The 23057-nt window shown below is 59.7% G+C and carries 19 protein-coding genes; 7 read left to right on the top strand and 12 right to left on the bottom strand.

Going from position 1 to position 23057, the window contains the following annotated elements:
• Positions 1 to 26 precede the first annotated feature (26 nt).
• From ntrC to glnA, 6 genes are all read right to left on the bottom strand, one after another.
• Positions 27 to 1463 carry a nitrogen regulation protein NR(I) gene (gene ntrC / locus FX982_RS06570; protein ID WP_122536769.1) on the bottom strand — a complete coding sequence of 479 codons (1437 nt, stop codon included), beginning with the start codon at positions 1461 to 1463 and terminating at the stop codon, positions 27 to 29.
• Positions 1460 to 2545, bottom strand: a complete 1086-nt coding sequence (gene glnL, locus FX982_RS06565; protein ID WP_074890143.1) for a nitrogen regulation protein NR(II) — start codon at positions 2543 to 2545, stop codon at positions 1460 to 1462. Before glnL ends, ntrC begins: the two co-directional genes overlap by 4 nt.
• Positions 2546 to 2847: 302 nt before the next feature.
• Positions 2848 to 3492, bottom strand: a complete 645-nt coding sequence (locus tag FX982_RS06560) for a DUF4124 domain-containing protein (protein WP_172610058.1) — start codon at positions 3490 to 3492, stop codon at positions 2848 to 2850.
• Entirely contained in the window at positions 3476 to 4006 is a 531-nt protein-coding gene (locus FX982_RS06555; protein WP_172610057.1) for a DUF4124 domain-containing protein, read from the bottom strand. The genes FX982_RS06560 and FX982_RS06555 overlap by 17 nt, the downstream gene beginning before the upstream one ends.
• A gap of 127 nt (positions 4007 to 4133) precedes the next feature.
• On the bottom strand, positions 4134 to 4700 hold the full coding sequence (locus tag FX982_RS06550) for a chorismate mutase (RefSeq protein ID WP_172610056.1): 567 nt from the start codon (positions 4698 to 4700) through the stop codon (positions 4134 to 4136).
• 210 nt (positions 4701 to 4910) lie between these two features.
• Positions 4911 to 6317: a glutamate--ammonia ligase gene (glnA, locus tag FX982_RS06545; RefSeq protein ID WP_037018763.1), complete on the bottom strand. Its 1407-nt coding sequence runs from the start codon at positions 6315 to 6317 to the stop codon at positions 4911 to 4913.
• Between the two features lie 332 nt (positions 6318 to 6649).
• Here glnA and thiI point away from each other — a divergent pair, with 332 nt between their 5' ends.
• Together thiI and typA are read left to right on the top strand one after the other, a co-directional pair.
• Entirely contained in the window at positions 6650 to 8104 is a 1455-nt protein-coding gene (gene thiI / locus FX982_RS06540) for a tRNA uracil 4-sulfurtransferase ThiI (RefSeq protein ID WP_172610055.1), read from the top strand.
• A gap of 140 nt (positions 8105 to 8244) precedes the next feature.
• Positions 8245 to 10065 carry a translational GTPase TypA gene (gene typA / locus FX982_RS06535; RefSeq protein ID WP_122536774.1) on the top strand — a complete coding sequence of 607 codons (1821 nt, stop codon included), beginning with the start codon at positions 8245 to 8247 and terminating at the stop codon, positions 10063 to 10065.
• A 207-nt stretch (positions 10066 to 10272) separates the two neighbouring features.
• On the opposite strand, the gene FX982_RS06530 is transcribed toward typA, so the two are convergent.
• The 3 genes from FX982_RS06530 to FX982_RS06520 form a co-directional block, all read right to left on the bottom strand.
• Positions 10273 to 10728, bottom strand: coding sequence for a YkgJ family cysteine cluster protein (locus FX982_RS06530; protein WP_074890161.1), 456 nt, complete (start codon positions 10726 to 10728; stop codon positions 10273 to 10275).
• A 121-nt stretch (positions 10729 to 10849) separates the two neighbouring features.
• Entirely contained in the window at positions 10850 to 12217 is a 1368-nt protein-coding gene (locus tag FX982_RS06525; protein ID WP_172612994.1) for a GTPase/DUF3482 domain-containing protein, read from the bottom strand.
• A 10-nt stretch (positions 12218 to 12227) separates the two neighbouring features.
• Positions 12228 to 13607, bottom strand: coding sequence for a DUF2868 domain-containing protein (locus tag FX982_RS06520; RefSeq protein WP_172610054.1), 1380 nt, complete (start codon positions 13605 to 13607; stop codon positions 12228 to 12230).
• A gap of 254 nt (positions 13608 to 13861) precedes the next feature.
• Here FX982_RS06520 and FX982_RS06515 point away from each other — a divergent pair, with 254 nt between their 5' ends.
• Positions 13862 to 14374 carry a dihydrofolate reductase gene (locus FX982_RS06515; protein ID WP_172610053.1) on the top strand — a complete coding sequence of 171 codons (513 nt, stop codon included), beginning with the start codon at positions 13862 to 13864 and terminating at the stop codon, positions 14372 to 14374.
• Positions 14375 to 14678: 304 nt separating this feature from the next.
• Positions 14679 to 15734, top strand: a complete 1056-nt coding sequence (locus FX982_RS06510; protein WP_172610052.1) for a haloacid dehalogenase-like hydrolase — start codon at positions 14679 to 14681, stop codon at positions 15732 to 15734.
• Positions 15735 to 15778: 44 nt separating this feature from the next.
• On the opposite strand, the gene FX982_RS06505 is transcribed toward FX982_RS06510, so the two are convergent.
• A complete protein-coding gene (locus tag FX982_RS06505) occupies positions 15779 to 17047 on the bottom strand; it encodes a DASH family cryptochrome (RefSeq protein ID WP_172610051.1) in 1269 nt (422 codons plus the stop codon).
• A gap of 143 nt (positions 17048 to 17190) precedes the next feature.
• On the opposite strand from FX982_RS06505, the gene FX982_RS06500 reads away from it, so the two are divergent.
• Positions 17191 to 17655 (top strand): DUF3429 domain-containing protein, encoded by a 465-nt coding sequence (locus tag FX982_RS06500; RefSeq protein WP_172610050.1) that lies wholly within the window; start codon positions 17191 to 17193, stop codon positions 17653 to 17655.
• A gap of 133 nt (positions 17656 to 17788) precedes the next feature.
• Here FX982_RS06500 and ilvD read toward each other — a convergent pair whose 3' ends face one another.
• Positions 17789 to 19636, bottom strand: a complete 1848-nt coding sequence (gene ilvD / locus FX982_RS06495) for a dihydroxy-acid dehydratase (RefSeq protein WP_172610049.1) — start codon at positions 19634 to 19636, stop codon at positions 17789 to 17791.
• Between the two features lie 471 nt (positions 19637 to 20107).
• On the opposite strand from ilvD, the gene FX982_RS06490 reads away from it, so the two are divergent.
• On the top strand, positions 20108 to 20566 hold the full coding sequence (locus tag FX982_RS06490) for an REP-associated tyrosine transposase (protein WP_172610048.1): 459 nt from the start codon (positions 20108 to 20110) through the stop codon (positions 20564 to 20566).
• A gap of 227 nt (positions 20567 to 20793) precedes the next feature.
• Here FX982_RS06490 and FX982_RS06485 read toward each other — a convergent pair whose 3' ends face one another.
• Positions 20794 to 21990, bottom strand: coding sequence for a class I SAM-dependent rRNA methyltransferase (locus FX982_RS06485; RefSeq protein ID WP_172610047.1), 1197 nt, complete (start codon positions 21988 to 21990; stop codon positions 20794 to 20796).
• Between the two features lie 167 nt (positions 21991 to 22157).
• On the opposite strand from FX982_RS06485, the gene FX982_RS06480 reads away from it, so the two are divergent.
• The gene (locus FX982_RS06480) at positions 22158 to 23024 is read left to right on the top strand and encodes an HDOD domain-containing protein (RefSeq protein WP_172610046.1); all 867 of its coding nucleotides are present in this window, start codon (positions 22158 to 22160) and stop codon (positions 23022 to 23024) included.
• Positions 23025 to 23057 lie beyond the last annotated feature (33 nt).

Raw genomic sequence — 23057 nt, 5'->3', positions numbered from 1 at the left:
GTAAACTGTCACAAATGACAGTGAGATCAGCTTTCATCCCCCTCGTCGTCATCCCCGCCATCGATCTTCATGCCCAGCTCCTTGATCTTGCGGGTCAAGGTGTTCCGGCCCCAGCCCAGCAGCACGGCGGCGTCGCGACGCCGGCCGGCGGTGTGCTTGAGCGCGGTCTCGATCATGATGCGTTCGAACGTCGGTACAGCACTGTCCAGCAGGCTGGATTGGCCACGGGCCAGTGCTTGATCGGCCCATTGGCGCAGCGCTTGTTCCCAGTTGGTCACTGGCGCGGCGTCCTGGGGCAGGCTCAGCAGTTCGGGCGGCAAATCGCTGACATGCACTTCGCGGCCCGACGCCATCACCGTAATCCAGCGGCAGGTGTTTTCCAGCTGACGGACGTTGCCCGGCCACGGCAAATGCTTGAGGTATTCCTCGGTTTCCGCCTTCAGCAGCTTCGGCTCAACTGCCAGTTCCTGCGCAGCGCGGCTGAGGAAGTGGCGCGCCAGTGTCGGGATGTCTTCGCGCCGGTCGGACATGCGCGGGATGTGGATGCGGATCACGTTCAGGCGGTGGAACAAATCCTCGCGGAACTTGCCGGCCTGAACCAGCGTTTCCAGATTCTGGTGCGTCGCCGCGATGATGCGCACATCGACTTTGACCGGCACGTGGCCGCCGACCCGGTAGAACTCTCCGTCGGCCAGTACGCGCAGCAGTCGGGTTTGGGTGTCGGCCGGCATGTCGCCGATTTCATCGAGAAACAGAGTGCCGCCGTCGGCTTGTTCGAAACGGCCGCGCCGCAGGTTCGCCGCGCCAGTGAACGCGCCTTTTTCGTGGCCGAACAGTTCGGACTCCATCAGATCTTTCGGAATCGCGGCCATGTTCAGTGCAATGAATGGCGACACCGAACGCGGGCTGTGGCGGTGCAGGGCGTGGGCAACCAGCTCTTTACCGGTCCCGGACTCGCCGTTGATCAGCACGGTGATGTTGGAGTGGCTCAAGCGACCAATGGCGCGAAACACTTCCTGCATCGCCGGCGCTTCGCCGATGATTTCCGGCGTGCGGGTCAACGCTGGCGGAACGGCCAGGCCTTGCTGCTCCTGAGCGTGCTGATTGGCGCGCTTGACCAGCGAAACGGCTTCGTCAACGTCGAACGGCTTGGGCAGGTATTCGAACGCCCCGCCCTGATAGGACGCCACGGCGCTGTCGAGGTCCGAGTGCGCGGTCATGATAATGACCGGCAGGCGCGGATGCTGTTCGCGAATACGTGCCAGCAAATCCAGGCCGCTGGCGCCGGGCATGCGGATGTCGGAAATGATCACATCCGGTTGCTGGCGGGCCAGGCGGCTCATCACGCCGTCGGCGCTGTCGAAACTTTGCGTGGTCATGCCCTCTTGTTGCAGGGCTTTCTCCAATACCCAGCGGATGGAACGGTCGTCATCGACGATCCAGACAGTTTCACTACGGCTCATGTCGACGCTGCTCCTTGTTCCAGCGGCAGGAAGATCGAGAATGTTGTATGGCCAGGGTGGCTATCACACTCGATCAGCCCCTGGTGCTGACTGATGATGTTCTGGGTAATGGCAAGGCCCAGCCCGGTGCCATCCGGGCGGCCACTGACCATGGGATAAAAAATGGTTTCTTGCAGCTCCGGCGGAATGCCGGGGCCGTTGTCGATGATTTCGATCTTGCTGACCAGACGATGGCGCACGTGGCCGATGGTGAACTGGCGCATGGCGCGCGTGCGCAGGCTGATGCGGCCCAGGCGCAGCTCGTTCTGGCTGCTGATGGCCTGCATGGCGTTGCGAACAATGTTGAGCACCGCCTGAATCATCTGCTCGCGGTCGATCAGCACATCCGGAATGCTTGGATCATAGTCGCGCACGATGGTGATGCATCCCTGGCTCTCGGCTTCTACCAGGCTGCACACGCGTTCGAGCACTTCATGCACGTTGGTCATCGCCAGCATCGGCAGCTTGTTCGAGCCCAGCATGCGGTCGACCAGATTACGCAGACGGTCGGCTTCTTCGATGATGACGTTGGTGTAGTCCTTGAGGCTCTCTTCCGGCAGTTCACGTGCCAGCAACTGCGCGGCCCCGCGAATCCCGCCGAGGGGGTTCTTGATTTCATGGGCCAGGCCACGCACCAGCATCTTGGTGGTTTCCTGCTTGGACAGCTGAGCCTCTTCCTTGGTGATCCGCAGCAAGCGATCACGGGGATGGACTTCCAGCAGCAGCATGGTCTCGGCCTGGGAAAGAATCGGCGTGACGGCGTAATCGACCGTCAGCGTCTGGCCGGTCAGCGCGGTCAGCATCGCTTCACGTTTCGTAAACGGGTGCGCCTGTTCCACTGCCTGACGAAGCGAACTGAGCGCTTCTGCAGATTCGGTGAACAGTTCGCTGATGAATTGTCCGTGGCTGCGCTGACCGCTGATGGCCAGCAGCATCTCAGCGGCAGGGTTCATGTACTCCAGACGCAGGTCCGAGTTGAGCAGAATCGTGGCAGTGGTCAGGTTGTCGAGTAACAACCGATGCAACGCATCGCTGATAGTCATGAATCCCGGTGACCTCTTTTGGCTTTATGCACACGGGCTAGGCCGTGGGTGCAGGCTCTGATTGGTCTTTGCCAGCGCTTGGAAACCGCTGAAACCTGTGATGTGCTCGCGCATTCATTACAAAATGCAAAAACCAAACCAAGGCTCCGAAAAGAAGCGCGGATTGAGAAATTGCGAGCGTTTTTTGGAAGACAGGCCCGGCGACAGTGCATGGATTTCTGAATGCTGAACCAAAATGGGCTTTTTATGCGCAGGCTTGTCCAGCCCGCGCACCACATTGGAGCATACCTGGTCAGGCAGGATTAGCGGAAAAAGGGAAAGAAGCTCGATTTTTCTTCCGGTTTGTTCTTGATGGGGCATTCGGGGCGCACGCCGTAATCATCGGTTTTGCAGGGCTGCGCGAGTCGTTTCTGAGCCAGAGAGATGCGGACCAGATGGAAGGGCTGATTGGGGGTTCGCTCCAGCACTCGCCCGTATTGATCGATGATCTCTACGGAAAGCTGGTGAGTGCCGCGGTCAATGTTCTTCAGCGGAAAAACCGGGCTGCGCGTCGGCTCGCCGTAGGGGTTGCTGTCGAGCAGTAACCTGTACAAGTGATCCGGCTGCAACTCGGGATCATTGCTGACGGTGACGTTCAGATTGCCTTCAATATCGCGGATCGTGCTGTCGGGTTCCGGCGCCAGTATGCGCAGCAACTGATAATGAAAGATCGGACTCGCCGCTGGCTTCGCTTTGGATGCCCGACTGGGCGCCTTCGTAGGCTGATCGACACGGTTGGTCGGCGCTATCTCGACCTTCTTCGCATTGCGGTGAGGTTGATCGGTGAAGACCCGATTCCCGTCCGCATCGATGTAGGTATACACCTGGGCGAGGACGGACTGACTCACGCCGAGCAGCAGGCAGAGGGCAATGGCCAGTCGACAGAAGTGTTTAAGGTCGGCCGACATGGACTCGCTGCACTGTCAGATTGACCGTCTCGCTTTGCTGGATTGAACGCTGGTTTTCCAGCACCTGAACCGAAAGGCTGTGTTCGCCCCGGTCAAGCTCCACGACCTGCAGTCGCGGAATGTTGGTGGGCTGGCCGTAGGGCGCGCCGTCCACCACCAGCTGCAACAAGTGCCCGGGCTGCAAACGAGGCTCTATGGCAACGCCAACAGTAAACGAGCCGTTGTTGGCACGAAGCGCTTCGTCCTCCGGCAGGTCTTTCAGCGCGAGCACCTGATAGGCAGCGGCGCTTTGCTGGTTCTGGTTCTGGTTCTGGGGCGCGGGCAGTGGCGGCGGCGCGGCAGGCACAACGGTCTCGACGCTGTTGAGTGGCGGCAACTCGACAGTTTCGGCTTTGGTACCGTTCGGCGGCTGGTTGCTGTACGCCGTGTTCCCGGAGGCATCGGTGTACTTGTAGATCTGCGCGGCAGCGGGCAGTGCAAACACCAGCAGCAGAAAGGCGAGACATTGACGCATGAACACTCCAGTGCAGCGATCAGGACAACCAACAATGGTGCCGCGCTCAATGCAGGGCGCGGCACAAGATCAGCATAGAGGAATACTGATCGACGGTGTCAGTTGAGAAGCGGATCTGCGTGCCTGCTCACTGGGTTGCCGTGATCGGGCAGAGGTCGCCTGCCGCCCGTTGCAGCGCGGTCACAATGACCGGATCGCTTGCCTGTCGCTGGATTTCCGACTGCACCCAGCCTGAGCACTTGGCATCGCTGCGGTAAGGCTGAAACGCCGAGTAGCTTTGCATCAATAATGGCAGCAGCGCATCCAGCCGACCCCGGATGCCGTCGGTGAGGCCGGATTCGGGCTTCTCCGGGGACTGGCCGGTTTCACGCCACTGCTCGATGCGCGCGTACTGCACCATCTTGTTGGCTTCCATCTGGGCGGTCATGAACTCGCGTATATCGTCGGGGGGCAGCTTGAATTCACCCGCCCGAGATTCGGCGTTCTGGATCACCTGGCGCTCGCGCTCACTGTCCTGCACCGGCTTGCCGCTGTGCCATTTGCTGCGCGCCACGTCATTGGCGATTTCCAGCCTTTGCTCCATGGCCGTAATAAGCGGCGGAAGTTGCGCGGGAGGCTGCTGGGCGGATGCTGCATTGAGGCATGGCGCAAACAGGGCCATTGCCAGAGCGGTTATGTGAAATGACTTGAGCATGGTTGTCTGTTCTCGCATGAGTGATCGTCGCCCGCAACGGGCCAGGCACAGATTCACCGCTTTGCAGCGTTGCAGTGCTGAGCATATTGCCCGAGAAGGTCGGCTCGAATGCGTTACATGTGTATATGTACCACGCAGTAAAAACCAGGCACAAAAAAGGCCTCCCGAAGGAGGCCTCTTGTTCACGCGGCTTTCGCCATCGCGACTGGATCAGCAGCTGTAGTACAGCTCGTATTCCAGTGGGTGCACAAAGGTGCGCACTTTGATTTCTTCTTCGGATTTCAACGCGATGTAAGCGTCGATGAAGTCGTCGCTGAATACGCCGCCTTTGGTCAGGAACGCACGGCCCTTGTCCAGTTCTTCCAGGGCTTCTTTCAGGCTGCCACACACTTGTGGGATCTCTTTCGCCTCTTCAGGCGGCAGGTCGTACAGGTTTTTGTCAGCCGCATCGCCAGGGTGGATCTTGTTCTGGATGCCGTCCAGGCCAGCCATCAACAGTGCAGCGAAGGCCAGGTACGGGTTGGCTGCCGGGTCCGGGAAACGTGCTTCGATACGACGGCCTTTAGGGCTGTTGACGTAAGGAATACGGATCGAAGCCGAACGGTTGCGAGCCGAATAAGCCAGCATGACCGGCGCTTCGAAACCTGGAACCAGACGCTTGTACGAGTTGGTTGCCGGGTTGGTGAAGCCGTTCAGGGCCTTACCGTGCTTGATGATGCCGCCGATGAAGTACAGAGCGGTGTCGGACAGGCCGGCATAACCTTCGCCTGCGAAGGTGTTCTTGCCATCTTTGGAGATGGACATGTGAACGTGCATGCCCGAACCGTTATCGCCGTACAGAGGCTTTGGCATGAAAGTAGCGGTGCGGCCGTAAGCGTCGGCAACGTTGTGCACGACGTACTTCAGGGTCTGAACTTCGTCGGCCTTCTTAACCAGCGTGTTGAATTTCACGCCGATTTCGTTCTGGCCAGCGGTTGCCACTTCGTGGTGGTGAACTTCGACGACCTGGCCCATTTCTTCCAGAGCGTTGCACATTGCGGTGCGGATTTCGTGGTCATGGTCGAACGGTGGAACCGGGAAGTAGCCGCCTTTGATGCCTGGACGGTGGCCCTTGTTACCGCCTTCGATGTCTGCGTCGGACATCCACGAACCTTGTTCGGAGTAAATCTTGAACATGGAGCCGGAGATATCGGACTTGAACTTCACTTCGTCGAAGATGAAGAATTCTGGCTCAGGGCCGGCGAATACGGTGTCACCGATACCGGTCGACTTCAGGTATTCCTCGGCGCGGTGAGCGATGGCGCGTGGGTCGCGATCGTAACCTTGCATGGTCGAAGGTTCGATGATGTCGCACACCAGGATCAGGGTAGGCTCTTCGGTGAACGGATCCAGCACTGCGGTTTCGTCGTCCGGCAGCAGGATCATGTCGGAGGCTTCGATGCCTTTCCAGCCCGAGATGGAGGAACCGTCGAACATTTTGCCGACTTCGAAGAAGTCGTCTTCCAGCGCATCGCGGGCCGGCATGGTCACGTGGTGCTGAGTGCCTTTGGTGTCCGTGAAGCGCAGATCAATCCACTTAACGTCATGATCTTTGATGAGTTGAACCGACTTCGACATGCTGTCCTCCGGGGTGGATTAGGGCCTGAGTAGTAGTGAGCCCTTCAATTTGGGTGATGCCGGGCGCGATACTCGACCAAGGCAACCTGCCTCACAAGGGAGCAATTTGCATGCCAGTGCCCTGTGTTGGGTTTTCTGCGGTAATACCTGCCTTTAAGCGCGTTAAACGTCGCATATTCGAAAACCGGCGCACTCTTATGGTGCTAAGTAATTGTATACAGGGCCGTTTTGGTGCGTGGACGATTGACCGTACGATAACTGGTTAAACCTTGAGCAATTTCCGCTATAATCCGCGCCCCCCTTTTTCGACCGGGACCTAGCGCGCTGTTTTCATGAAATTAATCGTCAAAGTCTTCCCAGAAATCACTATCAAAAGCCGGCCTGTGCGAAAGCGCTTCATCAAACAGCTGGCCAAGAACATCCGTACGGTGCTCCGCGATCTGGACCCGGCGTTGGTGGTGGATGGCGTGTGGGACAACCTTGAGGTCGAAACCAGGGTCGAGGATGCCAAAGTCCTGCGCGAGATGACCGAGCGGCTCAGCTGCATGCCCGGCATCACGCACTTTCTGCAGGTGGACCAGTATCCGCTGGGCGACATGGACGACATCTATGAGAAGTGCAAACTGCACTTCGGCGACGCGCTTCCCGGCAAGATATTCGGGGTTCGCTGCAAGCGGGCAGGCCATCACGACTTCAGCTCCATGGACGTCGAGAAGTACGTCGGTAGTAAATTGCGCCGTGAGTGCAACGCCGCTGGTATCTCGCTGAAGGCGCCGGAAGTCGAAGTCAGAATCGAGATTCGGGACCAGCGTCTGTTCGTGATTCACAGCCAGCACAACGGCATTGGCGGTTATCCGCTGGGTTCGCTTGAACAGACCCTGATCCTGATGTCCGGTGGTTTTGACTCCACCGTGGCGGCCTACCAGATCATGCGTCGTGGCCTGATGAGCCATTTCTGCTTCTTCAATCTGGGCGGACGTGCCCACGAGCTGGGCGTGATGGAAGTCGCGCACTTCATCTGGAAGAAGTACGGCAGTTCCCAGCGGGTGCTGTTCGTCAGCGTACCGTTCGAGGAAGTTCTGGGAGAAATTCTCGGAAAAGTCGATAACAGTCATATGGGCGTAGTATTGAAGCGTATGATGTTGCGCGCTGCGACCAACATTGCCGACCGGCTGGAAATCGACGCGCTGGTCACCGGCGAGGCGATTTCCCAGGTGTCCAGCCAGACGCTGCCCAACCTGGCGGTCATCGATTGCGTGACGGAGAAGCTGGTCCTGCGACCGCTGATCGCCAGTCACAAGCAGGACATCATCGACCTGGCCGATCAGATCGGCACCGGCGATTTTGCCCGGCACATGCCCGAATACTGCGGTGTGATTTCGGTGAACCCGAAGACCGCCGCCAAGCGCAATCGGGTCGAGCACGAAGAAAAATCGTTCGACATGGCCGTGCTCGAGCGTGCGCTCGAAAACGCTCGTCTGGTACCGATCGACCGCGTGATCGAGGAATTGGGTCAGGACGTTCAGATTGAAGAAGTCAGTCAGGCGCTGGCCGGGCAAGTGGTCATCGACATCCGTCACCCGGATGAAGCAGAAGACCGCCCGCTGGCGCTGACTGGCGTTGAAGTACAAACGCTGCCGTTCTTTGCATTGAACAGCCGTTTCAAGGAACTGGATGACACGCGCCAGTACCTGCTCTATTGCGACAAAGGCGTCATGAGTCGCCTGCATGCTCATCATCTGCTCAGTGAGGGGCATGCCAATGTGCGCGTTTATCGACCGAGCTAAGTGCCCGGGGCTGTTTGCCTGTGGCTTGCGTCACCGGCCCCCCGACACCAGTCGTCAGCCGTAACGGCTTTCGCCGGCTCCACCGTTCATAGCTGCCTACAATCAGACAGCTGACCGAATCCTCTGATCGAGATACACAAGTGATCGAAAATCTACGCAACATCGCCATCATTGCTCACGTTGACCACGGTAAAACTACCCTCGTCGACAAGCTTTTGCGCCAGTCCGGCACCCTTGAGCGCAACGAGCTCAACGACGAACGCGTGATGGACTCCAACGACCAGGAAAAAGAGCGCGGTATTACCATTCTCGCGAAGAACACCGCGATCAACTGGAATGGCTACCACATCAACATCGTTGACACCCCGGGCCACGCCGACTTCGGTGGTGAAGTAGAGCGTGTGATGTCGATGGTTGACTCCGTTCTGCTGCTGGTCGACGCCCAAGACGGCCCTATGCCGCAAACCCGTTTCGTGACCAAGAAGGCTTTCGAAGCCGGCCTGCGTCCAATCGTCTGCATCAACAAGGTTGACCGTCCAGGCGCGCGTCCGGACTGGGTTCTGGATCAGATCTTCGACCTGTTCGACAACCTCGGTGCCACCGAAGAACAGCTGGACTTCAAAGTCGTCTACGCCTCGGCCCTGAACGGTATTGCCGGTCTGGATCACACCGACATGGCTGAAGACATGACCCCGCTGTATCAGTCGATCGTCGACAACGTCCCTGCGCCAAAGGTTGACCGTGACGGTCCGTTCCAGATGCAGATCTCGGCTCTGGACTACAACAGCTTCCTGGGCGTCATCGGTGTTGGCCGTATCGCTCGTGGCCGCGTCAAGCCGAACACTCCGGTTGTCGCGATCGGTGCTGACGGCAAGCGCCGCAACGGCCGTATCCTGAAACTGATGGGTCACCACGGTCTGCACCGCATCGACGTAGAAGAAGCTGCCGCTGGCGACATCGTCTGCATCAGCGGTATGGATTCGCTGTTCATCTCCGACACGCTGTGCCACCCGGACGCAGTTGAAGCGATGAAGCCGCTGACCGTTGACGAGCCAACCGTTTCGATGACCTTCCAGGTCAACGATTCGCCGTTCTGCGGTAAAGAAGGCAAGTTCGTGACCTCCCGTAACATCAAGGAGCGTCTGGACAAAGAGCTGCTGTACAACGTTGCTCTGCGCGTTGAAGAAGGCGACTCGGCTGACAAGTTCAAGGTCTCGGGCCGTGGTGAGCTGCACTTGTCGGTACTGATTGAAACCATGCGTCGCGAAGGCTTCGAAATGGGTGTTGGTCGTCCTGAAGTGATCATCCGTCAGGTAGACGGCGTGAAGCAGGAACCGTTTGAAAACGTGACCATCGATACCCCGGAAGAATCCCAGGGCAAGGTCATGGAAGAGATGGGGCTGCGTAAGGGCGACCTGACCAACATGGTGCCGGATGGCAAAGGCCGTGTGCGTCTGGAATACAACATCCCTGCTCGTGGCCTGATTGGTTTCCGTAACCAGTTCCTGACCCTGACCAACGGTGCTGGCATCCTGACCTCGATCTTCGACCGCTACGACACCATGAAGTCCGGCGACATGTCCGGTCGTCAGAACGGCGTTCTGGTATCGGTTGAAACCGGTAAGGCACTGACCTACTCCCTGGAAACCCTGCAGGCGCGCGGCAAGCTGTTCGTCGAGCACGGTCAGGAGATCTACAACGGTCAGATCGTTGGCTTGAACAGCCGCGACAACGACATGGGTGTGAACCCAACCAAAGGCAAGAAGCTCGACAACATGCGTGCTTCGGGCAAAGACGAAACCATCGCTCTGGTTCCACCTGTTCGCTTCACTCTGGAACAGGCTCTGGAATTCATCCAGGACGACGAGCTGTGCGAAGTCACCCCTAAGTCGATCCGTCTTCGCAAGAAGATCCTCGACGAAGGCGAGCGTACCCGTGCTGCCAAGAAAGCCAAGGCGTAACTAGCCCCGGCTGAACGAAAACGCCCCCGGTCGCAAGGCCGGGGGCGTTTTTGTTTGTCTGGGGTTTGGTTTGGCCAGTGTCGATGCTGTGAGGGCGATGTCGCTCAATCCGGCCTCTTCCCGGCTAAAGCCGGTCCCACTATGGTCCGCGCGCCTTTGGTAGGACCGGCTTCAGCCGGGAAGGCGTACGCGAGCCGTATAGAAGGTTTAGAACTTCAACGGCACCCGGCCGGAGTTCGAATTCAGCGTGCCGGTACTTTCGCGCACGACTTCTTTCGGCTTGTACGCGCAATAACCCGGACGCGGCCCGATCTTCGGGTGGTTGCGGCAGGTGTCGGGGCGTTTGTCATAAATGGTGCACAGCCGGCTCTTGCGATCCAGGTACAGGCAATCGTTGTTGCTCATGCGCTGGAGGGTAAAGATCCCGGATTTCTGATTGAAGCGTTCGACGATCCCGTCCTTCTGCAACCGCTTGGCGATGTTCTTCGGGTTATCGCCCTGTTCGAACTCGTCAACGATGCCGATGCGGATCAGGTCCTTGATCTTCACTTCCACAGGCAGCGTGCAGCAACTGGAAACGCAGCCTCCGCACATGTAGCTGGAATATTTCTGCCAGGTCTCGATGCGGTCGAGTTCTGCAGCGGCGATCAAGGTGGGTTTCATGCGCGTGTGCTTCCGGGTGTATCGGGCGCGCGATCATACCGGTCCGCGCGCAATTCCCCTACCGCAAAATGATTGAAGCGACTGTCGGCAGCTCGCCGCCCGACCAGTCGTATGGCTCATTTCAGACGAGCACAGTCTTCGCCAACGCCTCGACCTGCTCCTGCCGCTCCGTCTGGTTCAGCTTTGCCCCCGGATTCAGCGACGACCATTGCGGATGCGCCCGCGCCTTGTGCAGCGCCTCCGGCAGCTTGCCTTCGCGCCAGGTCTTGTCCAGCGGGGCAGTCAGTTTGATGCTGTCCATCGCGGCATGGCCGCGCACTTCCAGCGCTTGCAGCAGTTGCCGTTGGCGCAGTGCCAGCAGTCGCAGCACGGCATCGTCAACAGTCAGTTCGCGCTGACCCTTGAATTTGTCCATCAGCCGCCCACCGTAACTTCGCGCTGTTTGCAGGGCGCCGCCGGCAATCGCGCCGACCAGTGCCGCAGCGCCCAGCGTGATGCCGCCGACCAGCAAATCCACGCCAGCACCTGCCGCCGCGCCCGCAGCGATACCGCCACCCACACGTACGCCCAGCAATTTCAGGGTTTCGGGATTGAACAGGTCATCGCCCCAGCGGCCATCCATCAACGGCAGATCGCTGGCCGAGGCGTCTTCGCGACGAAACGCGTAAAGCTTGAGCAGCGATTCGACGCAGCGTTGTTCGCGCTGGCGCACGGCCTTGCGCAGATCATCGATCGCCGCCTGCACCTGACCGGAATCGGTGGCCACACTTCGACGGCAGGCGGCGCAGTCCAGCAACAGTTCGGAGATCAGCCTGGCTGCGCTCTGCTTGCGAGCCTCACGCTGAGTCTGTTGATCTGCAATGAGACGCTCCAGCCTGCCCCGTGAGGTTTCCAGCAACAGGGCGAGGCTTTCATACAGACGGCGTTCGCCATCTTCGGGCGGGGCGACGCTGTCGAAACGCACCAGCGCATGCAGGCCAAGACGCGCCAGCGCTTCACGCCAGTCCGGTTCGCGCTGCTGCGCACTGCTGACAAAATTGAGCACGGGCAGTAACGGTTTGCCGCAACTGGCGAGCACGGCAAGCTCGTCGCGGTACTTGGCAAGCACCGGCTCCCGTGCGTCGATCACGTACAGGCCGGCGTCGGAGGCGAGTAACTGACGAAGGACTTTGGCCTCTTGTTCGAAACGCTGGCGCGCTTCGCTGCCTTCCAGAAAGCGCCCGAGCCGCGCCGGGCCATCGAGCCGTTCGCCGGGTCGGTCCAGCCGCTCGAGATAATCCAGCAGGGCGATGGCGTCTTCCAGGCCGGGCGTGTCATACAGCTCCAGCAGCGCCTCGCCATCCACCGACAACCGCGCGCCTTCGACGTGCCGGGTGGTGCTCGGGCGGTGGGAGACTTCGCCGAAACCGACATCGCGGGTGAGCGTGCGCAACAGCGAGGTTTTGCCGACGTTGGTGTGGCCAACCACGGCCAGTTTCAGCGGCCGCATTGCGTCCTTGTCAGTCATGTCCGCTCTCCAGCCAGGTCACTGGCGCGCTGTCGGTCCAGTCCAGTTCAAGTTGCCGCAGTGCCATGTGCCAATCCTCCAGTCGGTCGGCGTCCAGCGCCTGTCCGGTGGGGGCGGGCAACAGCCAGATGCGCGTCGCGGTGGCGCAGCGCGCGAGTTCGGCAATCAACGCCAGACTGCCGCGATCCGGCGAGCGACGTGGGTCGCAGGCGATGGCAAGGCGTGCGGGGGGGTAGCGTGTCAGTTGGTCGAGCAGCGTACGCCGTGACTCCCGGGAGTCGAGAATCCCGGCATTGACCACGCTGTCGGGAAGCGCGGGCGGCCATGGCTGCTGATTGTCCAGTTCGATGGCGACCAGCACTGCGCCGTGGCTTTCGTTCGCTGACGGACCGGTGATTACGGTGTAAAGCTCAGGAGGCGCTGCATCGTTGACGCCCAGCCGTTCGCTGCTGGGCATCAAGCGCTCGCGCAGTTCGACGAAGCCGGGGTGATTCAGATCCAGTGCCAACCCTTGTCGACCCACGCGCCAACGCAGGTAACACAGCACCGTCAGCAGCAGACGCGGAAGAATACCGAACACCACCAGCACCCCGACCAGCCATCCGGCCCAGGCCTGACGGGCGTTTTCGATGGCGAGCGCAGTGTCGCCGCTGGCGCGGATCATTGATTCAGTCGGCACGCTGAAGCCCAGCAACGACGGAATCGCCCCCAGGCCTCGGGTCAGGCTGACAAAGGTGTCGCTGCCCAGAATGGTGGTTTCCCAGACGAAGCCGTAGCGCCGCGTCGCCATGAGCAACAGCAGCAGCGTCAGAGCGCTGAGCAGGGCGATCAGCCACAGGCCGTGGACGCAGATGCCCAGCACCCATCGGTTCAGACGCTTGCGTTGCAGCAGCAATATCAACGCCGGCGCGAGCTGCGCCGCCTGGGCATCGCGTGCCAGCTTTTCGCTGAGCCACATCCAGAGGCGACCGATGCCGGCGGTACTTTCCCCGACAAAGAGCAGGCCCATGGCCCAGCTTGTCAGCAGAATCAGGTTAAGCCCGAGCAGGCTGCCCAGCGCCCAGAACACATTGACGGGCGTCTGTCCGTCGCCCAATGCGGCGAATGCCAGGCCGGCGCCGCTGACAACCGCCAATACCGCCAGCACGATCAACGCCAGGCGCGCGCCCTGTTTCCAGTGATGCAGCGCCTTGAGCATGCCGTCGCGCTCGGCAAGCCACAGGGCGCGGTATTTGATCCGGGTTTGCAAGTCGCCCGCAGCGGCGCGTGCGCGGCGATTGGCTTCTTCGTCTTCGAGCGCGCCGGCGTGTTCTTCACGCAGCCGCACGGCTTCGGTCAGCCAGAGTTCATCAAGGGGAGTCAGTGCAGTCACGCGGCGTCTCGTCGGTAAAGTCGTGGGTGAGCATAACCGGTGTGGCTGCGATCGCGCATTGCCAAGGGTTCGCGTTGTTTGGACAACCGCCATCGCGAGCAAGCTCACTCCTACAGGTTCGTCGTTCGCAATTTTCCGCCATCTGCGGCCATTGTAGGAGTGAGCTTGCTCGCGATAGGGGCCTTCCGGGCGATGGTCATTCGGCCCGCACTCCGGGGAAGGAATCAGGAGGCGGCCTCTGATATCCTCGCGCCATGAAAAAACATCTCCCACTGAGCTTGATCGCCGCACTCGCTGAAAACCGGGTCATCGGCATCGACAATTCCATGCCCTGGCACTTGCCGGGCGATTTCAAATATTTCAAGGCGACCACGCTGGGCAAGCCGATCATCATGGGTCGCAAGACCTGGGATTCTCTGGGCCGTCCGCTGCCGGGCCGGTTGAATCTGGTGGTCACGCGTCAGCAGAATTTGCAGCTTGAAGGTGCGGAAGTGTTCACCTCTCTGGAGGCGGCAGTGGAACGCGCCGAAGAGTGGGCGGCCGAGCAGGGCGTCAGTGAAGTGATGCTGATCGGCGGCGCGCAACTTTACGGCCAGGCGCTCGAGCATGCTGACCGCCTATACCTTACCCGCGTGGCGCTGAGCCCCGAAGGAGACGCGTGGTTTCCGGCGTTTGACGAGGGCCAGTGGACGCTGGTCTCGAATACAGAGAACCCGGCGCTGGACGACAAGCCTGCGTACAGTTTTGAGGTTTGGGAGCGAGTCTAATATCGCTATCGCGAGCAAGCTCGCTCCTACAGGGGAATGCGACCAACTGTGGGAGTGAGGTTGATCACGAAGATGGCATTTCAGCCGGTGAAGATTTAGAGGATGTACCGGCCCATTCGCGAGCGAGCTCACTCCCACAGTTTTGAGTAACCTTCGCCCTGTCACAAAAACTTCGTTTTCATGTCATCTGTCGCGAATGGCGATCTGGGTGACGCCAGCAAGACGGACGCTGTCGCTGACGCATCCAAACAGTCATCGCTTTTTGTTACGGTCCTCCTCGAACCAAAAAGGGGAGGAGATCACCATGAAATTCGTACCAACACTTTTGGCGACCGCGCTGTGTCTCGGCCTGGCCGGACAGGTATTCGCCACCGAGCTGACCCACTGGCCCGCGCCCGCCGCCAAGCAGCTCAACGCCATGATTGCGGCAAACGCCAACAAAGGTAACTTCGCCGTTTTCGACATGGACAACACCAGCTACCGCTACGACCTGGAGGAGTCACTGCTGCCGTTCATGGAAAACAAAGGGCTGATCACCCGCGACACGCTCAATCCTTCTCTCAAGCTCATCCCGTTCAAGGACACCGCCGACCACAAGGAAAGCCTGTTCAGCTACTACTATCGACTCTGCGAAATCGACGACATGGTCTGCTATCCGTGGGTCGCGCAAGTGTTTTCCGGCTTCACCCTCAAAGAACTCAAAGGCTACGTCGACGAGCTGATGGCCTCGGGCAAACCGGTGCCGAGCACGTATTACGAAGGCGACGTGGTCAAGACCATCGAAGTGCAGCCGCCCAAGCTCTTCACCGGCCAGGCCGAGCTGTACAACAAGCTGATGGAGAACGGCATCGAGGTCTATGTCATGACGGCGGCATCAGAAGAGCTGGTCCGCATGGTCGCCGCTGATCCTAAATACGGCTACAACGTGAAGCCGCAGAACGTCATTGGCGTGACCACACTGCTGAAGAACCGCGAGACCGGCGAACTGACCACCGCGCGCAAGCAGATCACCGCCGGCAAATACGACGAGAAAGCCAACCTCGGCCTTGAGCTGACGCCTTACCTGTGGACCCCGGCGACGTGGATGGCCGGCAAGCAGGCGGCGATCCTGACCTACATCGATCAGTGGAAAAAACCGGTGCTGGTGGGCGGCGACACCCCTACCAGCGACGGCTACATGCTGTTCCACAGCGTCGATGTCAGCAAAGGCGGCGTTCATCTGTGGGTCAATCGCAAGGACAAGTACATGACTCAGCTCAACGGCATGATGAAGACCAACGCCGAGGCTCAGGCTAAAGAGGGCTTGCCGGTCACGGCGGACAAGAACTGGGTGATCGTCAAGCCGGACGAAATTCAGTAAGCCGTCTCATCGCGCAGCGCGGCGATTTGCCGTGCCGCGCACTGTCAGGCCCATAGCCTGCGGTATGCGCCGTCGGCATCATGTTCGTCGGCCTGCTTCGTGGTGTTGAAGCGCCGACCGCCCCTGGGGTCCGTTCCGTAGCCGGCGATGTACAGCCAATTACCCTGATTGCTGTAGACGTCGTAATCCACCAGCTGCGCTTCGAACCATGCGGCCCCGGCGCGCCAATCGCCCTTCAGGTCAAAAATCAGGTAACTGGCGACGATCTGGCGCATTCGGTTGGATAAATAGCCGGTTGCCGCCAATTCCCGCATGCCAGCGTCAATCAACGCCTCTCCGGTTTCACCCCGACACCAGCGCGCAAACCCCTGTGGGTTGTGGCCCGGCTCGCTGTTCCCTTTCAGGCCGCTGGCGCGATAGAGAAGCCGGCCGTATTTCAGATGCAGCAAGCGAAAGTAATCACGCCACAGCAACTCGAAATAGATCCAGTACGTGCTGTCGTTGGCGCCGTGTTCGGCCTCGAAATCCTTCAGCGCCTGATCAATCTGCGGTGCTGACAGCGAACCGCGTGCAAGCCAGGGCGAAAACTTGGTGGAGGCGTCCACAGCGCTCAGGTTGTTGCGCGTGGCTTTGTAGCTGTTCGCCAGACCCCGACGGAAATACTGCTGCAGATGCTCGATGGCCGCATGCTCGCCGCCGTGGAACGCTTGCTGTTGGTAAGGAAACGCCGAGCGGGAGTCCAGAGGTGCAGGCGATTGCAGCGTGATCGGTTCAATGCTCATGCCCTGTGGCAGCGCAGGCATTGTCGTGGGCGACGGTATGGCGGGGCGTGCAGAAGTGTGGGCTTTTTCCACAAGGCGGCGAAAGCTGCTGAAGATGTCGGGCAGCTCCTCGACCGCCATCGGTAACTCATCCAGCGGAAACAGTGTCGACTGCCAGTGATCTTCCACAGTCAGTCCCGCTGCGCGAAGGGCCTGCACCTGGGCTTCCTCTTCGGGCGCTGCGATGCGTTCGCAGATGACCGTATCGACGCCCCATTCGTGGGCCAGGGCGACAAGCCGCTCCACCGGATCACCCTCAATCCGCATCAACCCACTGCCGTGAGCCCGCAACTGCTCGGCCAGTGCGCTGACCGCTGATTGTTCGAAATATTGACGATGGGCGCCGATGCGTTCAAAGCCCCATGGCGTTGGGCCCGCTGCCGGCGCGCAGTAAACCGGCAGCAGTGTGTCCGCCTGTTCACGCGCGCGAGTAAAGGCAGGGTTGTCAGCAAGCCGAAGGTCCTGGCGGAACCAATAGATCAACGTATTCATGTGGGGGACTCAGCGACTAGGGTTCAAGGCCTTGATCAGTGGGTTTCAGGACGCGGTCCTTTTTCCGGTCGAGCGAAGAGAAGCTAAACAGGTTTGCTCTTTTGAGCCATAGTCTTTCAGGTATAGGACTGAAAGGGGCTCAAATGAAACCGTTGTCGCTGTCTTCGTCGCCGAGGTATGTCGCCCTCTTGGGTTATGGGGGGTTGCTGCCGTTCGTTGGGCTGCTGTTGCTGATTCTGTTTTCAGTCGAATACCGCCCGTTCTTGACGCAAGCGCTGGTCGCTTATGGGGCAGTGATCCTGAGTTTTGTGGGCGCGCTGCATTGGGGATTCGCCATGACCCTGCAAGGCTTGAATGCCGATCAGTGTCGCGAGCGGTTCATCTGGAGTGTCATCCCGGCACTGATCGCCTGGCCCGCGCTGTTATTGCCGGCACCATTGGGGCTGTTGCTGCTGATTTTCGGTTTCGTCGCGCACTACTGGCAGGACCGCCGTCTGGTGAAAGCCACAACACTGCCCGCCTGGTATCTGCCGATGCGTCTGCGTTTAACGTTGGTCGCCAGTCTTTGCCTGCTGTTGGGCGCGATCACTGTAGCGATTGGCGCCTGAAACCTCCGGTGTCCGGATCTGTTGGAGGCTAAATTGATGGTTCGGCTGGATGTCCGAGCCTTAGCTCCTCTAATCGGCTGGCAGACAAAAAAACACCCCGACATGCGGGGTGTTTTTATATGCGGAGTGATGCTTACGGCATGAGCTTGTCGAGCATCGCCTTGTCACGCACAGCACCTTTGTCGGCGCTGGTGGCCAGCAAGGCGTAGGCCTTGAGGGCGGTGGTCACTTTGCGAGGGCGTGACTCCACCGGTTTCCAGCCTTTCTTTTCCTGCTCGGCGCGACGTTCGGCCATTTCAGCGTCGTCGATCAACAGATTGATCGAGCGATTCGGAATGTCGATCAGCACCTTGTCGCCGTCACGGACCAGACCGATTGCGCCGCCCGCTGCGGCTTCAGGGGAGGCGTGGCCGATGGACAGACCAGAGGTGCCGCCCGAGAAACGCCCGTCGGTCAGCAGCGCGCAGTCTTTGCCCAGGCCTTTGGATTTCAGGTACGACGTCGGGTACAGCATTTCCTGCATGCCCGGGCCGCCCTTCGGACCTTCGTAACGGATGATCACGATGTCGCCGGCCTTCACCTCGTCCGCCAGAATGCCGCGTACCGCGCTGTCCTGACTTTCGAATATCTTGGCGTTGCCTTCGAACACGTGGATCGACTCGTCCACGCCGGCGGTTTTCACCACGCAGCCGTCGAGCGCGATGTTGCCGTACAGCACGGCCAGGCCGCCTTCTTGCGAGTAAGCGTGCTCGACGCTACGAATGCAGCCGTTCTCGCGGTCGTCGTCCAGTGTTTCCCAACGGGTCGACTGGCTGAAGGCCGTCTGGGTCGGAATACCGGCAGGGCCGGCTTTGAAAAAGTGATGCACCGCTTCATCGTCAGTCTGGGTGATGTCCCACTTGGCGATGGCTTCTTCCATGGACTTGCTGTGCACGGTCGGCAAATCAGTGTGCAGCAGGCCGCCACGGGCCAGCGAGCCGAGGATGCTGAAGATGCCGCCGGCGCGGTGGACGTCTTCCATGTGGTACTTCTGGATGTTCGGCGCAACCTTGCACAGCTGCGGCACGCGGCGCGACAGGCGATCGATGTCGCGCAGGTCGAACGGAATCTCGGCTTCCTGGGCAGCGGCCAGCAAATGCAGGATGGTATTGGTCGAACCACCCATGGCGATGTCGAGGGTCATCGCGTTCTCGAACGCCTTGAAGTTGGCGATGTTGCGCGGCAGCACCGAGTCGTCGTTGTCTTTGTAATAGGTTTTGCACAGGTCGACGATAGTGCGGCCGGCCTGCAGGAACAGCTGTTCGCGGTCGGAGTGGGTCGCCAGCGTCGAGCCGTTGCCCGGCAGCGCAAGGCCCAGTGCTTCGGTCAGGCAGTTCATCGAGTTGGCGGTGAACATCCCGGAGCACGAACCGCACGTGGGGCACGCACTGCGCTCGTATTCAGCGACTTTCTCGTCGGACGCGGTGGAGTCGGCGGCGATGACCATGGCGTCAACCAGGTCCAGGCCGTGGCTGGCGAGCTTGGTCTTGCCGGCTTCCATCGGGCCGCCGGAAACGAAGATCACCGGGATGTTGAGGCGCAACGCAGCCATCAGCATGCCGGGGGTGATCTTGTCGCAGTTGGAGATGCAGACGATGGCATCGGCGCAGTGGGCGTTGACCATGTACTCGACCGAGTCGGCAATGATCTCGCGGCTTGGCAGCGAATACAGCATACCGTCATGGCCCATGGCGATGCCGTCATCCACCGCGATGGTATTGAATTCCTTGGCGACGCCGCCTGCTCTTTCGATCTCGCGCGCCACCAGCTGACCCATGTCCTTCAAGTGGACATGGCCCGGTACGAACTGGGTGAACGAGTTGGCGATGGCGATAATCGGCTTCTTGAAATCGTCGTCCTTCATGCCCGTGGCACGCCACAAGGCGCGGGCGCCGGCCATATTGCGGCCGTGGGTAGACGTTTTCGAACGGTAATCAGGCATTGGAACACTCCGGCTAATCGGCTGAATGAGGAAGGGAGTGAGCTTCTAGTGACGTCGTGTGCAAAAGGCAGTGACCGGATGCAGCGAAGAAACCGAACGATACGGGATCACCGTACGCCCAGCCTGAGCTCATAAACCCGCCGGGGGATGACTGGCGATGAATAGCGCTGATTCTACACCTGTGAGGGCGGGAGGGAATGGCGGGAAGTGGTGGCCGTCAGGTCTCAGGTCTGATTGCCAAACGGGTGGGTGGGATCCGGCCGCAATCGCGAGCAAGCTCACTCCTACACAGATGCCCGCTGATTCGAGCGTTCAATGGTACTGGCGAAATTGCGAGGCCCGGTGCCGAACCCCTGTAGGAGTGAGCTTGCTCGCGATAAGGATCTTGCAGACACATCCGGAATCTCTGTTTGGCGTCTACCCCTCAGGCACTGTTCTAGCCTTCCTGGTAATCACCAACAGGAGCGACTGATGCCGGAAATGCCGCGTGGAAAATGTCTAAGAAACGGAAGATTTTCAGAGTCGGGACGGATTTACCTCGTCACTTCGGTTACCCATAACCGGGAGCAGGTTTTCAGCGACTGGAAGCTTGGACGATTGGTTGTGAACGAGTTCCGCGCCGCTCAGTCCTCGGGGGCGGCGGATTCGTTAGCGTGGGTCATCATGCCCGACCACATCCACTGGCTGCTTGAACTGACGGGAGGTGAACTCACTCGGATTTTACAGGGAGTGAAATCGCGAAGCGCCCGCGCAATCAATCAGTCGCGAGGAACGCACCGGCAAGTCTGGCAGAGGGGTTTTCACGACAGAGCATTACGACGGGAGGACGATCTTTTGATGATGGCCAGATACATTGTCGCCAATCCGTTGAGGGCTGGATTGGTCAAACGGGTCGGAGATTATCCGCTGTGGGACGCGAGTTGGTTTTGAAGCAGAATCGCGAGCAAGCTCACTCCTACAGGTACTGTGCATCGCCTGTAGGAGTGAGCTTGCTCGCGATCTGTTGCGAAGCGACAGTAATCCTGCAATCGCATTCACTCAGACATGTCCCTGTCGTCTGATTTGCTGCCGGTTCCCGGCGGATCGCGGGACAAGACACGCGCCTACAGGTTTTGCAGAGGACCTGTAGGAGTGGGCGGCTCGACACGCCACAGCCATCAACTGTTCGGCAGCAACCGGCAGGTGATGCTTTTGATGTAGCGCGTTTCGGGGATTGCAGGGTGAACCGGGTGGTCCGGGCCTTGGCCGCCGCGCTCGAGCAGCTGGATGTTGCGGTCCAGATGGCGGGCGCTGGTGAGGAGGATGTTTTGCAGGTCGTCCTCCGGTAGGTGCATCGAGCAGGAAGCGCTGACCAGAATGCCGTCCTTGCTGAGCAGGCGCATGGCTTGCTCGTTCAAGCGGCGGTAGGCGCCTTCACCGTTTTTTATGTCTTTCTTGCGTTTGATGAACGCCGGCGGGTCAGCGATGATCACGTCGAAACGTTCTTCAGCCGCTTTCAGCTCCTTCAGCGCCTCAAACACGTCGCCTTCTATGCAGGTGACCTTCTCCGCGAAGCCATTCAGTGTCGCGTTACGCTCCACGCCGTCCAGTGCAAAGGCCGAAGCGTCAACGCAGAACACTTCGCTGGCGCCGAACGCACCGGCCTGGATGCCCCAGCCGCCGATGTAACTGAACAGGTCCAGCACACGCTTGCCCTTGGCGTACGGCGCCAGGCGCGCGCGGTTCATGCGGTGGTCATAGAACCAGCCGGTCTTCTGGCCTTCCATCACCGGCGCTTCGAACTTCACGCCGTTTTCTTCCAGCGCGACCCACTCCGGCACCAGGCCGAACGCAGTTTCAACGTAGCGGTTCAGCCCTTCGGCGTCGCGTGCGGCGGAATCATTCTTGAGCAGAATGCCGCTTGGCTTGATCACTTGAATCAGCGCAGCGAGCACGTCGTCCTTCAGTTGCTCCATGGCCGCTGACGCCAGCTGCACCACCAGAATGTCGCCGAAGCGATCCACCACCAGGCCCGGCAACAGATCGGAGTCGCCATAGACCAGGCGATAGAACGGCTTGTCGAACAGACGCTCGCGTAGCGACAGGCAGACATTCAGGCGATGAACGAGCAGCGATTTGTCCAGTGGCAGCTTGATGTCGCGGGACAGCAGCCGTGCGCAGATCAGGTTCTGCGGGCTCATCGCGACGATACCCAGCGGCTTGCCGCCGGCTGCTTCAAGAACGGCTTGAGCGCCCGGAGCAAAGCCGTTGAGCGGGGTGGCAGCGACGTCGATTTCGTTGCTGTAGACCCACAAATGACCGTTGCGCAAACGGCGATCGGCGTTGGGCTTGAGGCGCAAGCTAGGCAGGGACATGACGTCGCTCCGGAAAAAAGAGCGGGAGTATAGCGCGTCAGCCTGCTGGAGGTCGCGTCGTGCTCAATTACCGTCTGGCTGTCCGTCGGACCCGTTGAATCGTCATACAGTTGTAGACCCATGGCCGCGAGGGGTTAGAATCGTGGCCTGAACCCGAGTGTGAAGTTATGTCCCAAGAGCTTACGTCCGAGCAGATCCAGCAGGCGTTACAAGGCATCAGCGTTCCGCCTCAGCCGCAAATCATGGTGGATTTGCAGATGGAGCAGTACATGCCCGACCCTGACCTGGGTGCCATCGCCCGGCTGATCGCTCAGGATCCGGGGCTCTCCGGGGCGCTGCTGAAAATCGTCAACTCCAGCCATTACGGCCTGAGCAACAAAATCGCTTCGATTCAGCGGGCGGTCAATCTGCTTGGTAGCCGCTCGGTCATCAACCTGATCAACGCGCAATCGATCAAGGGCGAGATGAGCGATGAAACCATCGTCGTGCTCAACCGTTTCTGGGATACCGCTCAGGACGTGGCGATGACCAGTCTGACGCTGGCCAAGCGCATCGGCTCGCAAACCGTGGACGAGTCCTACGCGCTGGGTCTGTTTCATGACTGCGGGGTGCCGCTGATGATCAAGCGTTTTCCCGATTACATGAGCGTCCTCGAAGAAGCGTATGCCAACGGCACCGCCGAGTGCCGTGTGGTCGACACCGAGAACAGGCTGCTGAACACCAACCACGCCGTTGTCGGTTATTTCACCGCCAAGTCCTGGCGTTTGCCGGAACATGTCAGCAATGCGATCGCCAATCACCACAATGCGCTGGCGATTTTTCAGGACGACTCGGGTCGCAATGCGCCGCTGAAAAACATGCTGGCTGTGCTGAAAATGGCCGAGCATGTCTGTGAATCCCACCGCGTTCTGGGCAACGAGCCGGTTGACCATGAGTGGAACAGCATTGGTCCGCTGGTGCTCGATTACGTTGGCTTGTCCGACTATGACTTCGAAAACCTCAAAGAAAGCATTCGTGAGCTGAGTGCGCACTGACCCTGCGCGCCTGACCTCATCCTTCATCGAGCG

Source organism: Pseudomonas graminis (assembly GCF_013201545.1).
Lineage (GTDB): Bacteria > Pseudomonadota > Gammaproteobacteria > Pseudomonadales > Pseudomonadaceae > Aquipseudomonas.
This window is presented reverse-complemented; position numbering and strand designations above follow the sequence as displayed.

What these genes read in the sequence shown, in the direction of transcription:
- ntrC (WP_122536769.1), bottom strand. Translation starts at nt 1,463, where the DNA reads ATGAGCCGTAGTGAAACTGTCTGGATCGTCGATGACGACCGTTCCATC.
- glnL (WP_074890143.1), bottom strand. Translation starts at nt 2,545, where the DNA reads ATGACTATCAGCGATGCGTTGCATCGGTTGTTACTCGACAACCTGACC.
- FX982_RS06560 (WP_172610058.1), bottom strand. Translation starts at nt 3,492, where the DNA reads ATGTCGGCCGACCTTAAACACTTCTGTCGACTGGCCATTGCCCTCTGC.
- FX982_RS06555 (WP_172610057.1), bottom strand. Translation starts at nt 4,006, where the DNA reads ATGCGTCAATGTCTCGCCTTTCTGCTGCTGGTGTTTGCACTGCCCGCT.
- FX982_RS06550 (WP_172610056.1), bottom strand. Translation starts at nt 4,700, where the DNA reads ATGCTCAAGTCATTTCACATAACCGCTCTGGCAATGGCCCTGTTTGCG.
- glnA (WP_037018763.1), bottom strand. Translation starts at nt 6,317, where the DNA reads ATGTCGAAGTCGGTTCAACTCATCAAAGATCATGACGTTAAGTGGATT.
- thiI (WP_172610055.1), top strand. Translation starts at nt 6,650, where the DNA reads ATGAAATTAATCGTCAAAGTCTTCCCAGAAATCACTATCAAAAGCCGG.
- FX982_RS06530 (WP_074890161.1), bottom strand. Translation starts at nt 10,728, where the DNA reads ATGAAACCCACCTTGATCGCCGCTGCAGAACTCGACCGCATCGAGACC.
- FX982_RS06525 (WP_172612994.1), bottom strand. Translation starts at nt 12,217, where the DNA reads ATGCGGCCGCTGAAACTGGCCGTGGTTGGCCACACCAACGTCGGCAAA.
- FX982_RS06515 (WP_172610053.1), top strand. Translation starts at nt 13,862, where the DNA reads ATGAAAAAACATCTCCCACTGAGCTTGATCGCCGCACTCGCTGAAAAC.
- FX982_RS06510 (WP_172610052.1), top strand. Translation starts at nt 14,679, where the DNA reads ATGAAATTCGTACCAACACTTTTGGCGACCGCGCTGTGTCTCGGCCTG.
- FX982_RS06505 (WP_172610051.1), bottom strand. Translation starts at nt 17,047, where the DNA reads ATGAATACGTTGATCTATTGGTTCCGCCAGGACCTTCGGCTTGCTGAC.
- FX982_RS06500 (WP_172610050.1), top strand. Translation starts at nt 17,191, where the DNA reads ATGAAACCGTTGTCGCTGTCTTCGTCGCCGAGGTATGTCGCCCTCTTG.
- ilvD (WP_172610049.1), bottom strand. Translation starts at nt 19,636, where the DNA reads ATGCCTGATTACCGTTCGAAAACGTCTACCCACGGCCGCAATATGGCC.
- FX982_RS06490 (WP_172610048.1), top strand. Translation starts at nt 20,108, where the DNA reads ATGCCGGAAATGCCGCGTGGAAAATGTCTAAGAAACGGAAGATTTTCA.
- FX982_RS06485 (WP_172610047.1), bottom strand. Translation starts at nt 21,990, where the DNA reads ATGTCCCTGCCTAGCTTGCGCCTCAAGCCCAACGCCGATCGCCGTTTG.
- FX982_RS06480 (WP_172610046.1), top strand. Translation starts at nt 22,158, where the DNA reads ATGTCCCAAGAGCTTACGTCCGAGCAGATCCAGCAGGCGTTACAAGGC.